This is a genomic window from Streptomyces sp. R35 (assembly GCF_041053035.1).
Taxonomy (GTDB): Bacteria; Actinomycetota; Actinomycetes; order Streptomycetales; family Streptomycetaceae; genus Streptomyces; species Streptomyces lutosisoli.
Genome location: NZ_CP163440.1, coordinates 6637190 through 6651621 on the forward strand (window position 1 = coordinate 6637190; position 14432 = coordinate 6651621).

General features: G+C 65.4%; 26 protein-coding genes. All 26 read left to right on the forward strand.

Annotated elements, in window-relative coordinates:
- The first annotated feature begins 392 nt into the window (after positions 1–392).
- The 26 genes from rpsJ to map all read left to right on the forward strand — a co-directional run bounded on the left by rpsJ (position 393) and on the right by map (position 14416).
- A complete protein-coding gene (gene rpsJ, locus AB5J50_RS30200; protein ID WP_003948644.1) occupies positions 393–701 on the forward strand; it encodes a 30S ribosomal protein S10 in 309 nt (102 codons plus the stop codon).
- 17 nt (positions 702–718) lie between these two features.
- Positions 719–1363 carry a 50S ribosomal protein L3 gene (gene rplC, locus AB5J50_RS30205; RefSeq protein WP_369261333.1) on the forward strand — a complete coding sequence of 215 codons (645 nt, stop codon included), beginning with the start codon at positions 719–721 and terminating at the stop codon, positions 1361–1363.
- Positions 1364–1368: 5 nt separating this feature from the next.
- The gene (gene rplD / locus AB5J50_RS30210) at positions 1369–2025 is read left to right on the forward strand and encodes a 50S ribosomal protein L4 (RefSeq protein ID WP_060900353.1); all 657 of its coding nucleotides are present in this window, start codon (positions 1369–1371) and stop codon (positions 2023–2025) included.
- Positions 2025–2441, forward strand: coding sequence for a 50S ribosomal protein L23 (gene rplW, locus AB5J50_RS30215; protein WP_189190335.1), 417 nt, complete (start codon positions 2025–2027; stop codon positions 2439–2441). Before rplD ends, rplW begins: the two co-directional genes overlap by 1 nt.
- Before the next feature lie 39 nt (positions 2442–2480).
- Entirely contained in the window at positions 2481–3317 is an 837-nt protein-coding gene (rplB, locus tag AB5J50_RS30220; protein ID WP_020132633.1) for a 50S ribosomal protein L2, read from the forward strand.
- Between the two features lie 12 nt (positions 3318–3329).
- Complete coding sequence (gene rpsS, locus AB5J50_RS30225; protein WP_005481224.1) at positions 3330–3611, forward strand: 30S ribosomal protein S19; 282 nt, start codon at positions 3330–3332, stop codon at positions 3609–3611.
- Positions 3612–3652: 41 nt separating this feature from the next.
- Positions 3653–4000, forward strand: a complete 348-nt coding sequence (rplV, locus tag AB5J50_RS30230; protein WP_003974262.1) for a 50S ribosomal protein L22 — start codon at positions 3653–3655, stop codon at positions 3998–4000.
- Positions 4000–4833, forward strand: coding sequence for a 30S ribosomal protein S3 (gene rpsC, locus AB5J50_RS30235; RefSeq protein ID WP_369261334.1), 834 nt, complete (start codon positions 4000–4002; stop codon positions 4831–4833). The genes rplV and rpsC overlap by 1 nt, the downstream gene beginning before the upstream one ends.
- 5 nt (positions 4834–4838) lie before the next feature.
- Positions 4839–5258 carry a 50S ribosomal protein L16 gene (gene rplP / locus AB5J50_RS30240; RefSeq protein ID WP_010986348.1) on the forward strand — a complete coding sequence of 140 codons (420 nt, stop codon included), beginning with the start codon at positions 4839–4841 and terminating at the stop codon, positions 5256–5258.
- Positions 5258–5482: a 50S ribosomal protein L29 gene (gene rpmC / locus AB5J50_RS30245; protein WP_003998824.1), complete on the forward strand. Its 225-nt coding sequence runs from the start codon at positions 5258–5260 to the stop codon at positions 5480–5482. Before rplP ends, rpmC begins: the two co-directional genes overlap by 1 nt.
- A complete protein-coding gene (gene rpsQ, locus AB5J50_RS30250; RefSeq protein ID WP_327431000.1) occupies positions 5482–5766 on the forward strand; it encodes a 30S ribosomal protein S17 in 285 nt (94 codons plus the stop codon). The genes rpmC and rpsQ overlap by 1 nt, the downstream gene beginning before the upstream one ends.
- 99 nt (positions 5767–5865) lie before the next feature.
- Positions 5866–6234, forward strand: a complete 369-nt coding sequence (rplN, locus tag AB5J50_RS30255) for a 50S ribosomal protein L14 (RefSeq protein WP_003992364.1) — start codon at positions 5866–5868, stop codon at positions 6232–6234.
- Between the two features lie 2 nt (positions 6235–6236).
- Complete coding sequence (gene rplX / locus AB5J50_RS30260) at positions 6237–6560, forward strand: 50S ribosomal protein L24 (RefSeq protein ID WP_327431001.1); 324 nt, start codon at positions 6237–6239, stop codon at positions 6558–6560.
- Positions 6560–7117 carry a 50S ribosomal protein L5 gene (rplE, locus tag AB5J50_RS30265; protein WP_067367099.1) on the forward strand — a complete coding sequence of 186 codons (558 nt, stop codon included), beginning with the start codon at positions 6560–6562 and terminating at the stop codon, positions 7115–7117. The genes rplX and rplE overlap by 1 nt, the downstream gene beginning before the upstream one ends.
- A 5-nt stretch (positions 7118–7122) precedes the next feature.
- The gene (locus AB5J50_RS30270) at positions 7123–7308 is read left to right on the forward strand and encodes a type Z 30S ribosomal protein S14 (RefSeq protein WP_003948630.1); all 186 of its coding nucleotides are present in this window, start codon (positions 7123–7125) and stop codon (positions 7306–7308) included.
- Between the two features lie 211 nt (positions 7309–7519).
- Positions 7520–7918, forward strand: coding sequence for a 30S ribosomal protein S8 (gene rpsH, locus AB5J50_RS30275; RefSeq protein ID WP_190037509.1), 399 nt, complete (start codon positions 7520–7522; stop codon positions 7916–7918).
- A gap of 24 nt (positions 7919–7942) precedes the next feature.
- Positions 7943–8482, forward strand: coding sequence for a 50S ribosomal protein L6 (gene rplF, locus AB5J50_RS30280; RefSeq protein ID WP_327431002.1), 540 nt, complete (start codon positions 7943–7945; stop codon positions 8480–8482).
- 3 nt (positions 8483–8485) lie between these two features.
- Positions 8486–8869 (forward strand): 50S ribosomal protein L18, encoded by a 384-nt coding sequence (rplR, locus tag AB5J50_RS30285; RefSeq protein ID WP_327431003.1) that lies wholly within the window; start codon positions 8486–8488, stop codon positions 8867–8869.
- 40 nt (positions 8870–8909) lie between these two features.
- Entirely contained in the window at positions 8910–9515 is a 606-nt protein-coding gene (gene rpsE / locus AB5J50_RS30290) for a 30S ribosomal protein S5 (protein WP_006376045.1), read from the forward strand.
- A 2-nt stretch (positions 9516–9517) separates the two neighbouring features.
- Positions 9518–9700 (forward strand): 50S ribosomal protein L30, encoded by a 183-nt coding sequence (gene rpmD / locus AB5J50_RS30295; RefSeq protein ID WP_030788246.1) that lies wholly within the window; start codon positions 9518–9520, stop codon positions 9698–9700.
- A gap of 2 nt (positions 9701–9702) precedes the next feature.
- The gene (rplO, locus tag AB5J50_RS30300; RefSeq protein ID WP_266519687.1) at positions 9703–10158 is read left to right on the forward strand and encodes a 50S ribosomal protein L15; all 456 of its coding nucleotides are present in this window, start codon (positions 9703–9705) and stop codon (positions 10156–10158) included.
- A gap of 241 nt (positions 10159–10399) precedes the next feature.
- Entirely contained in the window at positions 10400–11716 is a 1317-nt protein-coding gene (secY, locus tag AB5J50_RS30305; protein ID WP_327431004.1) for a preprotein translocase subunit SecY, read from the forward strand.
- Complete coding sequence (locus AB5J50_RS30310; RefSeq protein ID WP_369261335.1) at positions 11716–12378, forward strand: adenylate kinase; 663 nt, start codon at positions 11716–11718, stop codon at positions 12376–12378. The genes secY and AB5J50_RS30310 overlap by 1 nt, the downstream gene beginning before the upstream one ends.
- A gap of 176 nt (positions 12379–12554) precedes the next feature.
- Complete coding sequence (locus AB5J50_RS30315) at positions 12555–12788, forward strand: hypothetical protein (RefSeq protein WP_369261336.1); 234 nt, start codon at positions 12555–12557, stop codon at positions 12786–12788.
- 150 nt (positions 12789–12938) lie between these two features.
- Positions 12939–13502, forward strand: coding sequence for a hypothetical protein (locus tag AB5J50_RS30320; RefSeq protein ID WP_369261337.1), 564 nt, complete (start codon positions 12939–12941; stop codon positions 13500–13502).
- A gap of 77 nt (positions 13503–13579) precedes the next feature.
- Complete coding sequence (gene map / locus AB5J50_RS30325; RefSeq protein WP_369261338.1) at positions 13580–14416, forward strand: type I methionyl aminopeptidase; 837 nt, start codon at positions 13580–13582, stop codon at positions 14414–14416.
- Positions 14417–14432: the final 16 nt, after the last annotated feature.

Sequence of the window (14432 nt, forward strand, 5' to 3'; positions counted from 1 at the left end):
GTACGATCCTCGGCTCGATTGGCCAGGCCCCTGTCGCATATGGCAGACTGTCGGAGTTGCTCGGTCGAGTGCCGATGCTGCGCGCCTCCCGTCGGGGGGACCGGAAGCGAGTCCCACAGTACTCGTCGCCTCAACTGCCGTAAGGCAGCGCTGGGGCGGACGTACGGGAATCTTCCGGGAAGTGTCAGCGGGGTGCAGGCCAGGCGCCCGGTGGGTGTTCCAGCCCCCGGTCCAGCGGTTGCTTTCGGGCGAGCCGCGTCCCTCGTAGGGAAATCCGTTACGGATATCTGTGCGGCAGGAGCGCGACACACCCGACCGCGTGGGTCGGAGACCAGGACGCGAACCCCCGGGTTCCAGAGCGTTTTCACGAGACAAAGGACTACTGAGTAGCCATGGCGGGACAGAAGATCCGCATCCGGCTCAAGGCCTACGACCACGAGGTCATCGACTCCTCGGCGAAGAAGATCGTCGAGACGGTGACCCGCACTGGTGCGTCGGTCGCAGGCCCGGTGCCGCTGCCCACTGAGAAGAACGTGTACTGCGTCATCAAGTCGCCGCACAAGTACAAGGACTCGCGCGAGCACTTCGAGATGCGCACGCACAAGCGCCTGATCGACATTCTCGACCCGACGCCCAAGACCGTTGACTCTTTGATGCGACTCGACCTCCCGGCCGGTGTCGACATCGAGATCAAGCTCTAGGGATCGGTGATCTGAGAATGGCTAAGCAGATCAAGGGCATCCTGGGCGAGAAGCTCGGCATGACGCAGGTGTGGGACGAGAACAACCGTGTTGTTCCCGTCACCGTCGTCAAGGCCGGACCCAACGTCGTCACCCAGGTCCGTACGAACGACACCGACGGCTACGAGTCGGTCCAGATCGCCTTCGGCGAGATCGACCCTCGCAAGGTGAACAAGCCCCTCAAGGGCCACTTCGCCAAGGCCGATGTCACCCCCCGTCGTCACCTCGTCGAGATCCGTACCGCTGACGCCAGCGAGTACACCCTCGGCCAGGAGATCACCGCCGAGACCTTCGAGGCCGGCGTCAAGGTGGACGTGACCGGCAAGAGCAAGGGCAAGGGCTTCGCCGGTGTCATGAAGCGTCACAACTTCAAGGGCCTCGGCGCCGGTCACGGCACCCAGCGCAAGCACCGCTCTCCCGGCTCCATCGGTGGCTGCGCCACCCCGGGCCGCGTGTTCAAGGGCCTCCGCATGGCGGGTCGCATGGGCAACGAGCGGGTCACCACCCAGAACCTGACCGTTCACGCCGTTGACGCGGAGAAGGGCCTGCTCCTTATCAAGGGCGCGGTTCCTGGTCCGAACGGCGGCCTCGTCCTGGTCCGCACCGCGGTCAAGGGGGCCTAAGGACTATGAGCACCATTGACATTCTGTCGCCCTCCGGCGACACCGCTGGGACCGTTGAGCTCCCGGCCGAGATCTTCGATGTAGAGAAGATCAGCATCCCGCTGCTTCACCAGGTCGTCGTTGCGCAGCTGGCCGCTGCCCGTCAGGGCACGCACAAGGTCAAGCGTCGTGGCGAGGTCCGCGGTGGCGGTAAGAAGCCTTACCGCCAGAAGGGCACCGGCCGCGCGCGCCAGGGTTCGACCCGTGCGCCGCAGTTCGCCGGCGGTGGCGTCGTCCACGGCCCCACGCCGCGTGACTACTCGCAGCGGACCCCGAAGAAGATGAAGGCCGCGGCCCTGCGCCACGCCCTCACCGACCGGGCCCGCAACGCTCGCATCCACGTCATCACCGGCGTGATCGAGGGCGAGACCCCCTCCACCAAGGCCGCGAAGAGCTTCCTCGGCAAGGTCAGCGAGCGCAAGAACGTGCTCCTGGTCATCGAGCGCTCCGACGAGGCCGCGCTGCTTTCCGCGCGCAACCTGCCCCAGGTCCACATCCTGGAGCCGGGCCAGCTGAACACGTACGACGTTCTCGTCTCGGACGACGTGGTCTTCACCCAGGCCGCTTTCGAGTCCTTCGTGTCTGGCCCCAAGGCCGCTGACACCGAAGGGAGCGAAGCCTGATGGCTACGCGTCACCCGAGCATCGCCTCGAAGGCCGCCAAGGCCAAGAAGGTCGCGCGCGTCGCCAAGGCGAAGCGCCACGAGGCCGAAGGCAAGAACACCGTAGAGACGCCGCTGAGCAAGAGCTTCACGGATCCCCGTGACGTCCTCCTCAAGCCGGTCGTCTCCGAGAAGAGCTACGCGCTTCTCGACGAGGGCAAGTACACCTTCGTCGTGGACCCGCGGGCCAACAAGACCCAGATCAAGCAGGCCGTCCAGGCGGTCTTCTCGGTCAAGGTCACCGGAGTGAACACGATCAACCGTCAGGGCAAGCGCAAGCGGACCAAGACGGGCTTCGGCAAGCGTGCTGACAGCAAGCGCGCGATCGTGACCCTCGCTGAGGGCGACCGTATCGACATCTTCGGCCAGGCCTCCTAACGGAGCGCCCTGGTCCGAATATCGGACGAGGACTGAGAAATGGGAATCCGCAAGTACAAGCCGACTACGCCGGGCCGTCGTGGCTCCAGCGTCGCCGACTTCGTCGAGGTCACGCGGTCCACGCCGGAGAAGTCGCTGGTCCGCCCGCTGCACAGCAAGGGCGGCCGTAACAACGCCGGTCGTGTGACCGTTCGCCACCAGGGTGGCGGACACAAGCGCGCCTACCGAGTGATCGACTTCCGTCGTCACGACAAGGACGGCGTGCCGGCGAAGGTCGCGCACATCGAGTACGACCCCAACCGCACCGCGCGCATCGCGCTGCTGCACTACGCGGACGGCGAGAAGCGCTACATCCTCGCCCCCCGCAACCTGTCGCAGGGTGACCGCGTCGAGAACGGTCCTGGGGCCGACATCAAGCCGGGCAACAACCTGGCGCTCCGCAACATCCCGGTCGGTACCACGATCCACGCGATCGAGATCCGTCCCGGTGGCGGCGCCAAGTTCGCCCGCTCCGCCGGTGCCTCGGTGCAGCTGCTCGCGAAGGAGGGCACCATGGCCCACCTCCGCATGCCTTCCGGTGAGATCCGCCTGGTCGACCAGCGCTGCCGCGCCACGGTCGGCGAGGTCGGCAACGCCGAGCAGAGCAACATCAACTGGGGTAAGGCCGGCCGCAAGCGCTGGCTGGGCGTTCGCCCGACCGTCCGCGGTGTGGCGATGAACCCGGTTGACCACCCGCACGGTGGTGGTGAGGGCAAGACCTCCGGTGGTCGCCACCCGGTCTCCCCGTGGGGTCAGAAGGAAGGTCGTACTCGTTCGCCGAAGAAGGCTTCGAACAAGTACATCGTCCGCCGCCGCAAGACGAACAAGAAGCGCTAGGAGCGGGTTTAGATGCCGCGCAGTCTCAAGAAGGGGCCCTTCGTCGACGACCACCTCATCAAGAAGGTGGACGTACAGAACGAAGCCGGCACCAAGAACGTCATCAAGACCTGGTCCCGTCGCTCGATGATCATCCCGGCCATGCTCGGCCACACGATCGCGGTGCACAACGGCAAGACCCACATTCCGGTGTTTGTCACCGAGTCGATGGTCGGCCACAAGCTCGGCGAGTTCTCGCCGACGCGCACCTTCCGGGGTCACGTCAAGGACGACCGGAAGTCGAAGCGCCGCTAACGCGGGGTGGAATGACCATGACAGACACTGGAAGGACAACCATGGAAGCCAGGGCCCAGGCGCGGTACATCCGCGTTACGCCCATGAAGGCCCGCCGCGTGGTGGACCTTATCCGTGGCATGGATGCCACGGAGGCTCAGGCGGTCCTGCGTTTCGCCCCGCAGGCCGCGAGCGTGCCGGTCGGCAAGGTGCTTGACAGCGCCATTGCCAACGCCGCGCACAACTACGACCACACCGACGCCGACAGCCTCTTCATCTCCGAGGCGTACGTCGACGAGGGTCCGACCCTGAAGCGGTTCCGGCCGCGCGCCCAGGGCCGTGCCTACCGGATCCGCAAGCGGACCAGCCACATCACCGTGGTCGTCAGCAGCAAGGAAGGAACCCGGTAATGGGCCAGAAGGTTAACCCGCATGGGTTCCGGCTCGGTGTCACGACCGACTTCAAGTCGCGTTGGTACGCCGACAAGCTGTACAAGGACTACGTCAAGGAAGACGTCGCCATCCGTCGGATGATGACGTCCGGCATGGAGCGCGCCGGCATCTCGAAGGTTGAGATCGAGCGCACCCGTGACCGTGTGCGTGTGGACATCCACACCGCGCGTCCCGGCATCGTCATCGGCCGCCGTGGCGCCGAGGCCGACCGCATCCGCGGTGACCTCGAGAAGCTCACGGGCAAGCAGGTCCAGCTGAACATCCTCGAGGTCAAGAACCCCGAGACCGACGCTCAGCTGGTTGCTCAGGCCGTTGCCGAGCAGCTGTCCTCCCGCGTCTCCTTCCGCCGTGCCATGCGCAAGAGCATGCAGTCGGCGATGAAGGCGGGCGCCAAGGGCATCAAGATCCAGTGTGGTGGCCGTCTCGGCGGCGCCGAGATGTCCCGCTCGGAGTTCTACCGCGAGGGCCGTGTGCCCCTGCACACGCTCCGCGCGAACGTCGACTACGGCTTCTTCGAGGCCAAGACGACCTTCGGCCGTATCGGTGTGAAGGTCTGGATCTACAAGGGCGACGTCAAGAACATCGCCGAGGTCCGCGCCGAGAACGCTGCTGCCCGCGCCGGCAACCGCCCGGCCCGTGGCGGCGCTGACCGCCCGGCCGGCCGTGGTGGCCGTGGTGGCGAGCGTGGCGGTCGCGGTCGTAAGCCGCAGCAGGCTCCCGCTGCCGAGGCCCCCAAGGCCGAGGCTCCGGCGGCTGCCGCTCCGGCTGAGAGCACCGGAACGGAGGCCTGACCGACATGCTGATCCCCCGTAGGGTCAAGCACCGCAAGCAGCACCACCCCAAGCGCCGTGGTCAGGCCAAGGGCGGTACGCAGGTTTCGTTCGGCGAGTACGGCATTCAGGCCCTCACGCCGGCGTACGTGACGAACCGTCAGATCGAGGCCGCCCGTATCGCGATGACCCGCCACATCAAGCGTGGCGGCAAGGTCTGGATCAACATCTATCCGGACCGCCCGCTCACGAAGAAGCCTGCCGAGACCCGCATGGGTTCCGGTAAGGGTTCTCCCGAGTGGTGGATCGCGAACGTGCACCCGGGCCGGGTCATGTTCGAACTGTCCTACCCCAACGAGAAGATCGCCCGTGAGGCCCTCACTCGCGCAGCCCACAAGCTGCCGATGAAGTGCCGGATCGTCAAGCGCGAGGCAGGTGAAGCGTGATGTCGGCCGGTACCAAGGCGTCCGAGCTGCGCGAACTGGGTGACGAGGAGCTTCTTGCGAAGCTCCGCGAAGCCAAGGAAGAGCTGTTCAACCTCCGCTTCCAGGCGGCGACCGGTCAGCTCGAGAACCACGGTCGGCTCAAGGCCGTCCGCAAGGACATCGCGCGGATCTACACCCTGATGCGTGAGCGCGAGCTGGGCATCGAAACGGTGGAGAGCGCCTGATGAGTGAGAGCAACGTGACTGAGACCGCTGAGGCCCGTGGCTTCCGCAAGACCCGTGAGGGTCTCGTCGTCAGCGACAAGATGGACAAGACCGTCGTCGTCGCCGTCGAGGACCGCGTGAAGCACGCGCTGTACGGCAAGGTCATCCGCCGTACCAGCAAGCTCAAGGCCCACGACGAGCAGAACGCCGCCGGCGTCGGCGACCGCGTCCTCCTCATGGAGACGCGTCCGCTGTCCTCGACGAAGCGCTGGCGCATCGTCGAGATCCTCGAGAAGGCCAAGTAATTACCTGAGGGGTATCCCTCAGGTTCGTTCCGCCAGGCTCGGGGCGGGGCGCCGTAAGGCACCCCGCCCCGGGAACCGGCAGACAATCAGGAGATAGACGTGATCCAGCAGGAGTCGCGACTGCGTGTCGCCGACAACACTGGTGCGAAGGAAATCCTTTGCATCCGTGTGCTCGGTGGCTCCGGTCGCCGCTACGCGGGCATCGGTGACGTCATCGTCGCCACCGTCAAGGACGCGATCCCCGGCGGCAACGTGAAGAAGGGTGACGTCATCAAGGCGGTCATCGTTCGCACCGTCAAGGAGCGCCGCCGTCCGGACGGCTCGTACATCCGCTTCGACGAGAACGCCGCTGTCATTCTCAAGAACGACGGCGACCCTCGTGGCACCCGTATCTTCGGCCCTGTCGGCCGTGAGCTGCGCGAGAAGAAGTTCATGAAGATCATCTCGCTCGCGCCGGAGGTGCTGTAAGCATGAAGATCAAGAAGGGTGACACGGTTCAGGTCATCACCGGCAAGGACAAGGGCAAGCAGGGCAAGGTCATTGCCGCTTACCCGCGCGACGAGCGCGTCCTGGTCGAGGGTGTCAACCGGGTCAAGAAGCACACCAAGGCCGGCCCGACCGCCAAGGGTTCGCAGGCCGGTGGCATCGTCACGACCGAGGCCCCGATTCACGTGAGCAACGTTCAGCTCGTCGTGGAGAAGGACGGCAACAAGGTCGTCACGCGTGTCGGTTACCGCTTCGACGACGAGGGCAACAAGATCCGCGTTGCCAAGCGGACGGGTGAGGACATCTGATGGCTACCACCACCACTCCGCGTCTCAAGACGAAGTACCGCGAGGAGATCGCGGGCAAGCTGCTTGAGGAGTTCTCGTACGAGAACGTCATGCAGGTTCCCGGTCTCGTCAAGATCGTGGTCAACATGGGTGTCGGCGACGCCGCCCGTGACTCGAAGCTCATGGACGGTGCCGTCCGTGACCTGACCACGATCACCGGTCAGAAGCCGGCCGTCACCAAGGCCCGCAAGTCCATCGCGCAGTTCAAGCTGCGTGAGGGTCAGCCGATCGGTGCCCACGTCACGCTCCGTGGCGACCGCATGTGGGAGTTCCTGGACCGCACCCTGTCGCTCGCGCTTCCGCGCATCCGCGACTTCCGTGGTCTGTCCCCCAAGCAGTTCGACGGCCGTGGCAACTACACCTTCGGTCTCACGGAGCAGGTCATGTTCCACGAGATCGACCAGGACAAGATCGACCGTACCCGGGGCATGGACATCACCGTGGTGACCACGGCGACCAACGACGCTGAGGGCCGCGCCCTTCTCCGTCACCTCGGCTTCCCCTTCAAGGAGGCGTAAGCGAGATGGCGAAGAAGGCTCTGATTGCCAAGGCTGCTCGTAAGCCCAAGTTCGGCGTTCGTGGCTACACGCGCTGCCAGCGCTGCGGTCGTCCGCACTCCGTGTACCGCAAGTTCGGCCTGTGCCGCGTCTGCCTTCGTGAGATGGCTCACCGTGGCGAGCTGCCGGGCGTGACCAAGAGCTCCTGGTAGTCCCCGCTTTCAGGGATTCCAGGGCTCTCGGTAAGCAAAGGGTTCGGTCAGGTGCCCTGCTCTCCATGGCTTAGGCTAGGAGGGTTGGGCGCCTGCCGCCCCAATCGACTTACTACGCCGTAGGTCCCCGCACCGCACCCGTCCCGCCACTGAGTGGGGAGAGGGATGGCGCATACAGGAAACCCCGGCGAGAGAGGCCGAAGGCCAATTCATGACCATGACTGATCCGATCGCAGACATGCTTACGCGTCTGCGTAACGCGAACTCGGCGTACCACGACACCGTGGGAATGCCGCACAGCAAGATCAAGTCGCACATCGCGGAGATCCTCCAGCAGGAGGGCTTCATCACGGGCTGGAAGGTCGAGGACGCCGAGGTCGGCAAGAACCTCGTCCTCGAGCTGAAGTTCGGCCCGAACCGTGAGCGCTCCATCGCGGGCATCAAGCGGATCTCCAAGCCCGGTCTCCGGGTTTACGCGAAGTCCACCTCCCTGCCCAAGGTGCTGGGCGGCCTCGGCGTGGCGATCATCTCCACGTCGCACGGTCTCCTCACCGACAAGCAGGCCGGCAAGAAGGGCGTAGGCGGAGAAGTTCTCGCCTACGTCTGGTAGCGGAAGGGAACGGAGGAAACAGCTATGTCGCGTATTGGCAAGCTCCCCATCACGGTTCCCGCCGGCGTGGACGTCACCATCGACGGCCGTACGGTCTCGGTGAAGGGCCCCAAGGGCACCCTCTCCCACACCGTCGCGGCGCCGATCGAGGTCGCCAAGGGTGAGGACGGCGTTCTGAACGTCACCCGCCCGAACGACGAGCGTCAGAACAAGGCCCTGCACGGCCTGTCCCGCACGCTGGTGGCGAACATGATCACCGGCGTGACCCAGGGTTACGTGAAGAAGCTCGAGATCAGCGGTGTCGGTTACCGCGTCCTGGCGAAGGGCTCCAACCTGGAGTTCTCGCTCGGCTACAGCCACTCGATCACTGTCGAGGCCCCCGAGGGGATCTCCTTCAAGGTCGAGAACCCGACGCGGTTCTCGGTCGAGGGCATCGACAAGCAGAAGGTCGGAGAGGTTGCGGCCAACATCCGCAAGCTGCGCAAGCCCGACCCGTACAAGGCCAAGGGCGTCAAGTACGAAGGCGAAGTCATCCGCCGCAAGGTCGGAAAGGCGGGTAAGTAAGCCATGGCATACGGTGTCAAGATTGCTAAGGGCGACGCTTACAAGCGTGCTGCCATCAAGCGTCGTCACATCCGGATCCGTAAGCACATCTCGGGTACGGCTGAGCGTCCGCGCCTGGTCGTGACGCGCTCGAACCGCCACATCGTGGCCCAGGTCATCGACGACGTTAAGGGTCACACCCTGGCGTCGGCGTCGACCCTGGACACGACGGTCCGCGGTAGCGAGGGCGACAAGTCCGCGCAGGCCAAGTCGGTCGGCGCCCTGGTCGCCGAGCGCGCCAAGGCCGCCGGTGTCGAGGCTGTCGTATTCGACCGTGGTGGCAACCAGTACGCCGGGCGCATCGCCGCCCTGGCGGACGCCGCCCGCGAAGCCGGACTCAAGTTCTGAGCCGCTTCCGTAGCTAGCGGAAACAGAGAGAGGTAATCCAATGGCTGGACCCCAGCGCCGTGGAAGCGGTGCCGGTGGCGGCGAGCGGCGGGACCGGAAGGGCCGTGACGGCGGCGCTGCTGCCGCCGAGAAGACCGCGTACGTTGAGCGCGTTGTCGCGATCAACCGCGTCGCCAAGGTTGTAAAGGGTGGTCGTCGCTTCAGCTTCACCGCGCTGGTCGTGGTGGGCGACGGTGACGGCACCGTGGGTGTCGGTTACGGCAAGGCCAAGGAGGTGCCGGCCGCCATCGCCAAGGGTGTTGAGGAGGCCAAGAAGCACTTCTTCAAGGTCCCCCGTATCCAGGGCACCATCCCGCACCCGATCACGGGCGAGAAGGCCGCGGGCGTCGTCCTGCTCAAGCCTGCTTCCCCCGGTACCGGCGTTATCGCCGGTGGCCCGGTGCGTGCGGTGCTCGAGTGCGCCGGCGTTCACGACATCCTGTCGAAGTCGCTCGGCTCGTCCAACGCGATCAACATCGTGCACGCGACCGTGGCGGCCCTCAAGGGCCTGCAGCGTCCCGAGGAGATCGCGGCTCGCCGTGGTCTGCCCCTCGAGGACGTCGCCCCCGCGGCTCTGCTGCGTGCGCGTGCGGGAGCGGGTGCGTAATCATGGCTCAGCTCAAGATCACGCAGACGAAGTCGTACATCGGCAGCAAGCAGAACCACCGCGACACCCTGCGTTCGCTCGGGCTCAAGCGCCTGAACGACGTGGTCGTCAAGGAGGACCGCCCCGAGTTCCGCGGAATGGTGCACACCGTCCGCCACCTCGTGACGGTTGAGGAGGTCGACTGATCATGGCGGAGAACAACCCGCTCAAGATCCACAACCTCCGTCCCGCCCCGGGCGCCAAGACCGCGAAGACCCGTGTGGGTCGCGGTGAGGCGTCGAAGGGTAAGACGGCCGGTCGTGGTACCAAGGGCACGAAGGCTCGTTACCAGGTTCCGGAGCGCTTCGAGGGTGGCCAGATGCCCCTCCACATGCGTCTCCCGAAGCTCAAGGGCTTCAAGAACCCCTTCAAGGTCGAGTTCCAGGTCGTGAACCTGGACAAGCTCGCCTCGCTGTACCCCGAGGGTGGCGAGGTCACCGTTGAGGGCCTGGTCGCCAAGGGTGCCGTTCGCAAGAACAGCCTCGTCAAGGTCCTCGGCCAGGGCGAGATCTCCGTGGCGCTGCAGGTGACGGTCGACGCCGTCTCCGGCTCCGCCAAGGAGAAGATCACCGCCGCCGGCGGTACCGTCACCGAGCTCGTCTGAATTCAGACGTCTCGATGACATGAGCGATCCCGACCGGGGATGCCCCACAAAAGGGGCATCCCCGGTTGGTCGTTCCAAGGGGGGCAGTGTCGCCGGTAAGGTGGCCTGCACTGCAAATTTTCGTCCAGGGTGGCCCAAGGGAACTCCGGGCGGCCTTTGACTGTTGGTTAGCTGTCCCTTATCCGTCGAACCTCAAGACCGTCACCTCTGACGCAGTAGCGCGGGGGTCGCAGGAGGCACCGTGCTCACCGCGTTCGCCCGGGCGTTCAGGACGCCCGACCTGCGCAAGAAGCTGCTCTTCACGCTCGCCATCATCGTGGTGTACCGGGTCGGTACCCACATTCCGATCCCTGGCGTCGACTACAAGAACGTCCAGACCTGTATCGACGCGGCGTCGAAGGGCAACCAGGGTCTGTTCGGTCTGGTCAACATGTTCAGTGGTGGCGCGCTGCTGCAGATCACGATCTTCGCGCTCGGCATCATGCCGTACATCACGGCGAGCATCATTCTGCAGCTGCTGACCGTGGTGATCCCACGCCTCGAAGCCCTCAAGAAGGAGGGCCAGGCCGGCACCGCGAAGATCACGCAGTACACGCGTTATCTGACGGTGGCGCTGGCCATCCTCCAGGGCACGGGCCTGGTCGCGACCGCGCGCAGCGGCGCGCTCTTCAGCAGCTGCCCCGTGGGCAACCAGATCGTCCCCGACCAGTCGATCTTCCAGACCGTCACCATGGTCGTCACCATGACCGCCGGTACGTGTGTCGTCATGTGGCTCGGCGAGCTCATCACCGACCGCGGCATCGGCAACGGCATGTCGATCCTGATGTTCATCTCGATCGCCGCGACGTTCCCGTCCGCGCTGTGGGCCATCAAGGAGCAGGGTTCGCTGGCCGGCGGCTGGATCGAGTTCGGCGCGACCATCGCCGTCGGTTTCGTCATGGTCGGCCTGGTGGTCTTCGTCGAGCAGGCTCAGCGCCGCATCCCCGTCCAGTACGCGAAGCGCATGATCGGCCGCCGGTCTTACGGCGGTACGTCCACCTACATCCCGTTGAAGGTGAATCAGGCGGGTGTGATTCCCGTCATCTTCGCGTCATCGCTGCTCTACATTCCGGCGCTGATCGCCCAGTTCTCCAAGGACACTTCCGGTTGGAAAACCTGGGTTGAGCAGAATCTGACCAAGAGCAACCACCCGATTTACCTCAGCTTGTACTTTTTGCTGATCGTGTTCTTCGCGTTCTTCTATGTGGCGATCTCCTTCAACCCCGAGGAAGTCGCCGACAACATGAAGAAGTATGGTGGCTTCATCCCGGGCATCCGGGCTGGCCGACCGACCGCTGAGTACCTCAGCTACGTACTCAACAGGATCACCTGGCCGGGGTCGCTGTATCTGGGTCTGATCGCTCTCGTACCGACGATGGCGTTGGTTGGCTTCGGGGCAAGCCAGAACTTCCCGTTCGGTGGTACCAGCATCCTGATCATCGTGGGTGTCGGTCTGGAGACGGTGAAGCAGATCGAGAGCCAGCTTCAGCAGCGCAATTACGAAGGGTTCCTCCGCTGATGCGAATCGTCCTCGTCGGGCCGCCCGGTGCCGGCAAGGGAACGCAGGCCGCGTTCCTCGCCAAGAACCTGTCGATCCCGCACATCTCCACGGGCGACCTGTTCCGCGCCAACATCAGCCAGCAGACGGAACTCGGCAAACTGGCGAAGTCCTACATGGACAAGGGCGAGCTGGTCCCGGACGAGGTCACCATCGCGATGGCCAAGGACCGCATGGAGCAGCCCGACGCGGAGCACGGCTTCCTGCTCGACGGCTTTCCGCGCAACGTCTCGCAGGCCGAGGCGCTGGACGAGATGCTCAGTGCCGAGGCCATGAAGCTGGACGGGGTTCTGGACCTGGAGGTCCCCGAGGACGAGGTGGTCAGGCGTATCGCCGGCCGCCGCATCTGCCGCAACGACTCGGCGCACGTCTTCCACGTGACGTACAAGCCGGCCAAGACCGAAGGCGTCTGCGACGTCTGCGGCGGCGAGCTGTACCAGCGGGACGACGACTCCGAGGAAACCGTCCGCACGCGCCTTGAGGTCTACCACACGCAGACCGAGCCGATCATCGACTACTACAAGGCCCAGGGCCTGGTGGTCACGATCTCGGCCCTCGGCAAGGTGGACGAGGTCACGGGGCGTGCGATGGAGGCGCTCAAGCGCGAGGACGACGGCAAGTAGCAAGTAGTCGTCATGACGGTTCGGCCGCGGTGCCCCTCACGGGCACCGCGGCCGAAGTGTTTTGTACGTAACCAACTGTGCAGGGGACCGGCCGACGGAGACGTCGGTGCCGGTCGTCGCCGCCATGCGCGCGACCACGGAATGACTCCAGCCGCCTCTTCCACGACGACGGCGACGTGTTCTCGGTGTGTGACACGTCGGCCGACGGGTACGGGGTGTCCGGTTCTCTGTGGGGCAGCAACAGCGCCGGCATTACGTCGCGGCTGTGGACCATCGACGACGGTGGCGACTCCGGCTGTGACAAGAAGGGCGAGAACATCGGCCAACTCTCCAGCTACCAGATGGAGGTCTGGTGGCAGATGCCACGGGCGTGGCGGCGCATCCGGATCAGTCGCCGCCTCGCGAGCTGATCGCGGCGGGGAAGGTTGCCGTCTCGGCGTATTACGCGATGAAGCTCGTGAAGCAGCCGAACGGGAACGCGATCGGCACCTACGAGTGGCGGTTGCTCAACACGGCCACCGAGCGATGCGAGAAGACCGACTAGCCGCACCGGCTTCTACGTGATCGATGTCGCCTCCGGCAAGGTGGACTTCGCCAAGTTGCCGGCTGAGAAGGGCGGGCAGCAGGCCCCCGCCGACGGGCGTCAGGACTTCTATTGGAGCCGTGACGGGGAGCTGGTGTGGGGAGCCGCGAACACCAAGGCGGGCAGGATCTTCTACGACGTGACCGGCAAGAAGATGCCGGCGCCGGATCAGGAGGCGAGTCCGTCCTACCCGGAGGCGATCCGGTCCCCCGACGGAAACCTGGTGGCCGGCGCCTTCGTGGGGGAGGGCGATAAGATCGTCTCCGAAATACGCAATGTGAAGACCGGCAAGCGGGCCGCGGTAGTCCCCGGACAGCAGTTGCTCGCGTGGGCCGACAACAGTCACCTCATCGCTTGGCGGTGCGATCCTGAGCGCTGCGCCCCCGGCAAGGGTGAGTTCCGCAAGCAGCTGCTCCTGGTCGGCCTGGACGGCAGGACCACTCGGCTGTCCGGCTTCCGGACGGCGAAGCTGACCGACGAGGGTCGCTGGTTCCCCGGTACTCACCCGGCGCTGACCGGGGTGCGGCCGCGTCCGGGGTGACCTCGTGCTGCACTCCGCCGGGGCCGTACTGTTGTGGTGTACAAAACCGGACTCGCACCCGTGAGAAGGCAGAGCTGATGGTGCAGATCAAGACCCCCGAGCAGATCGCCAAGATGCGTGAGGCGGGGCTGGTCGTCGCGGCCATCCATGCGGCCACGCGTGAGGCGGCCGTGCCGGGGGCGACGACGAAGGACCTGGACGATGTCGCCCGGAAGGTGCTCGCCGAGCACGGGGCGAAGTCGAACTTCCTGGGGTACGGCGGGTTTCCCGCCACCATCTGCACGTCGGCCAATGAGGTCGTCGTCCATGGCATCCCGGACGAGAAGACCGTTCTGAAGGACGGCGACATCATCTCCATCGACGCCGGCGCGATCGTGGACGGCTGGCACGGTGATGCCGCTTACACCGCGTTCGTCGGCTCCGGTCACGCTCCGGAGCTGATCGAGCTCTCCCGGGTGACCGAGGAATCGATGTGGGCCGGCATCGCGGCCATGAAGCTCGGCAACCGCCTGGTCGACGTCTCCCGCGCCATCGAGACGTACATCCGTCGGCAGCCGAAGCCCGGCGGCGGCAAGTACGGGATCATCGAGGACTACGGCGGCCACGGCATCGGCACCGAGATGCACATGGACCCGCACCTCCTGAACTACGTCGAGCGCAAGCGCGGCAAGGGCCCGAAGCTGGTCCCCGGCTTCTGCCTCGCCATCGAGCCGATGGTGTCCCTGGGCACCCCGAAGACCGATGTGCTTGAGGACGACTGGACAGTCATCACGACCGACGGCACCTGGTCCTCGCACTGGGAGCACTCGGTCGCCCTGACGGCGGAGGGCCCGCTGGTTCTGACGGCGCCTGATGGTGGCAAGGCCAAGCTGGCGGAGTACGGAATCACTGCCGCCCCCGATCCGCTCGCGTGAAGACAGCCCTCGCCGC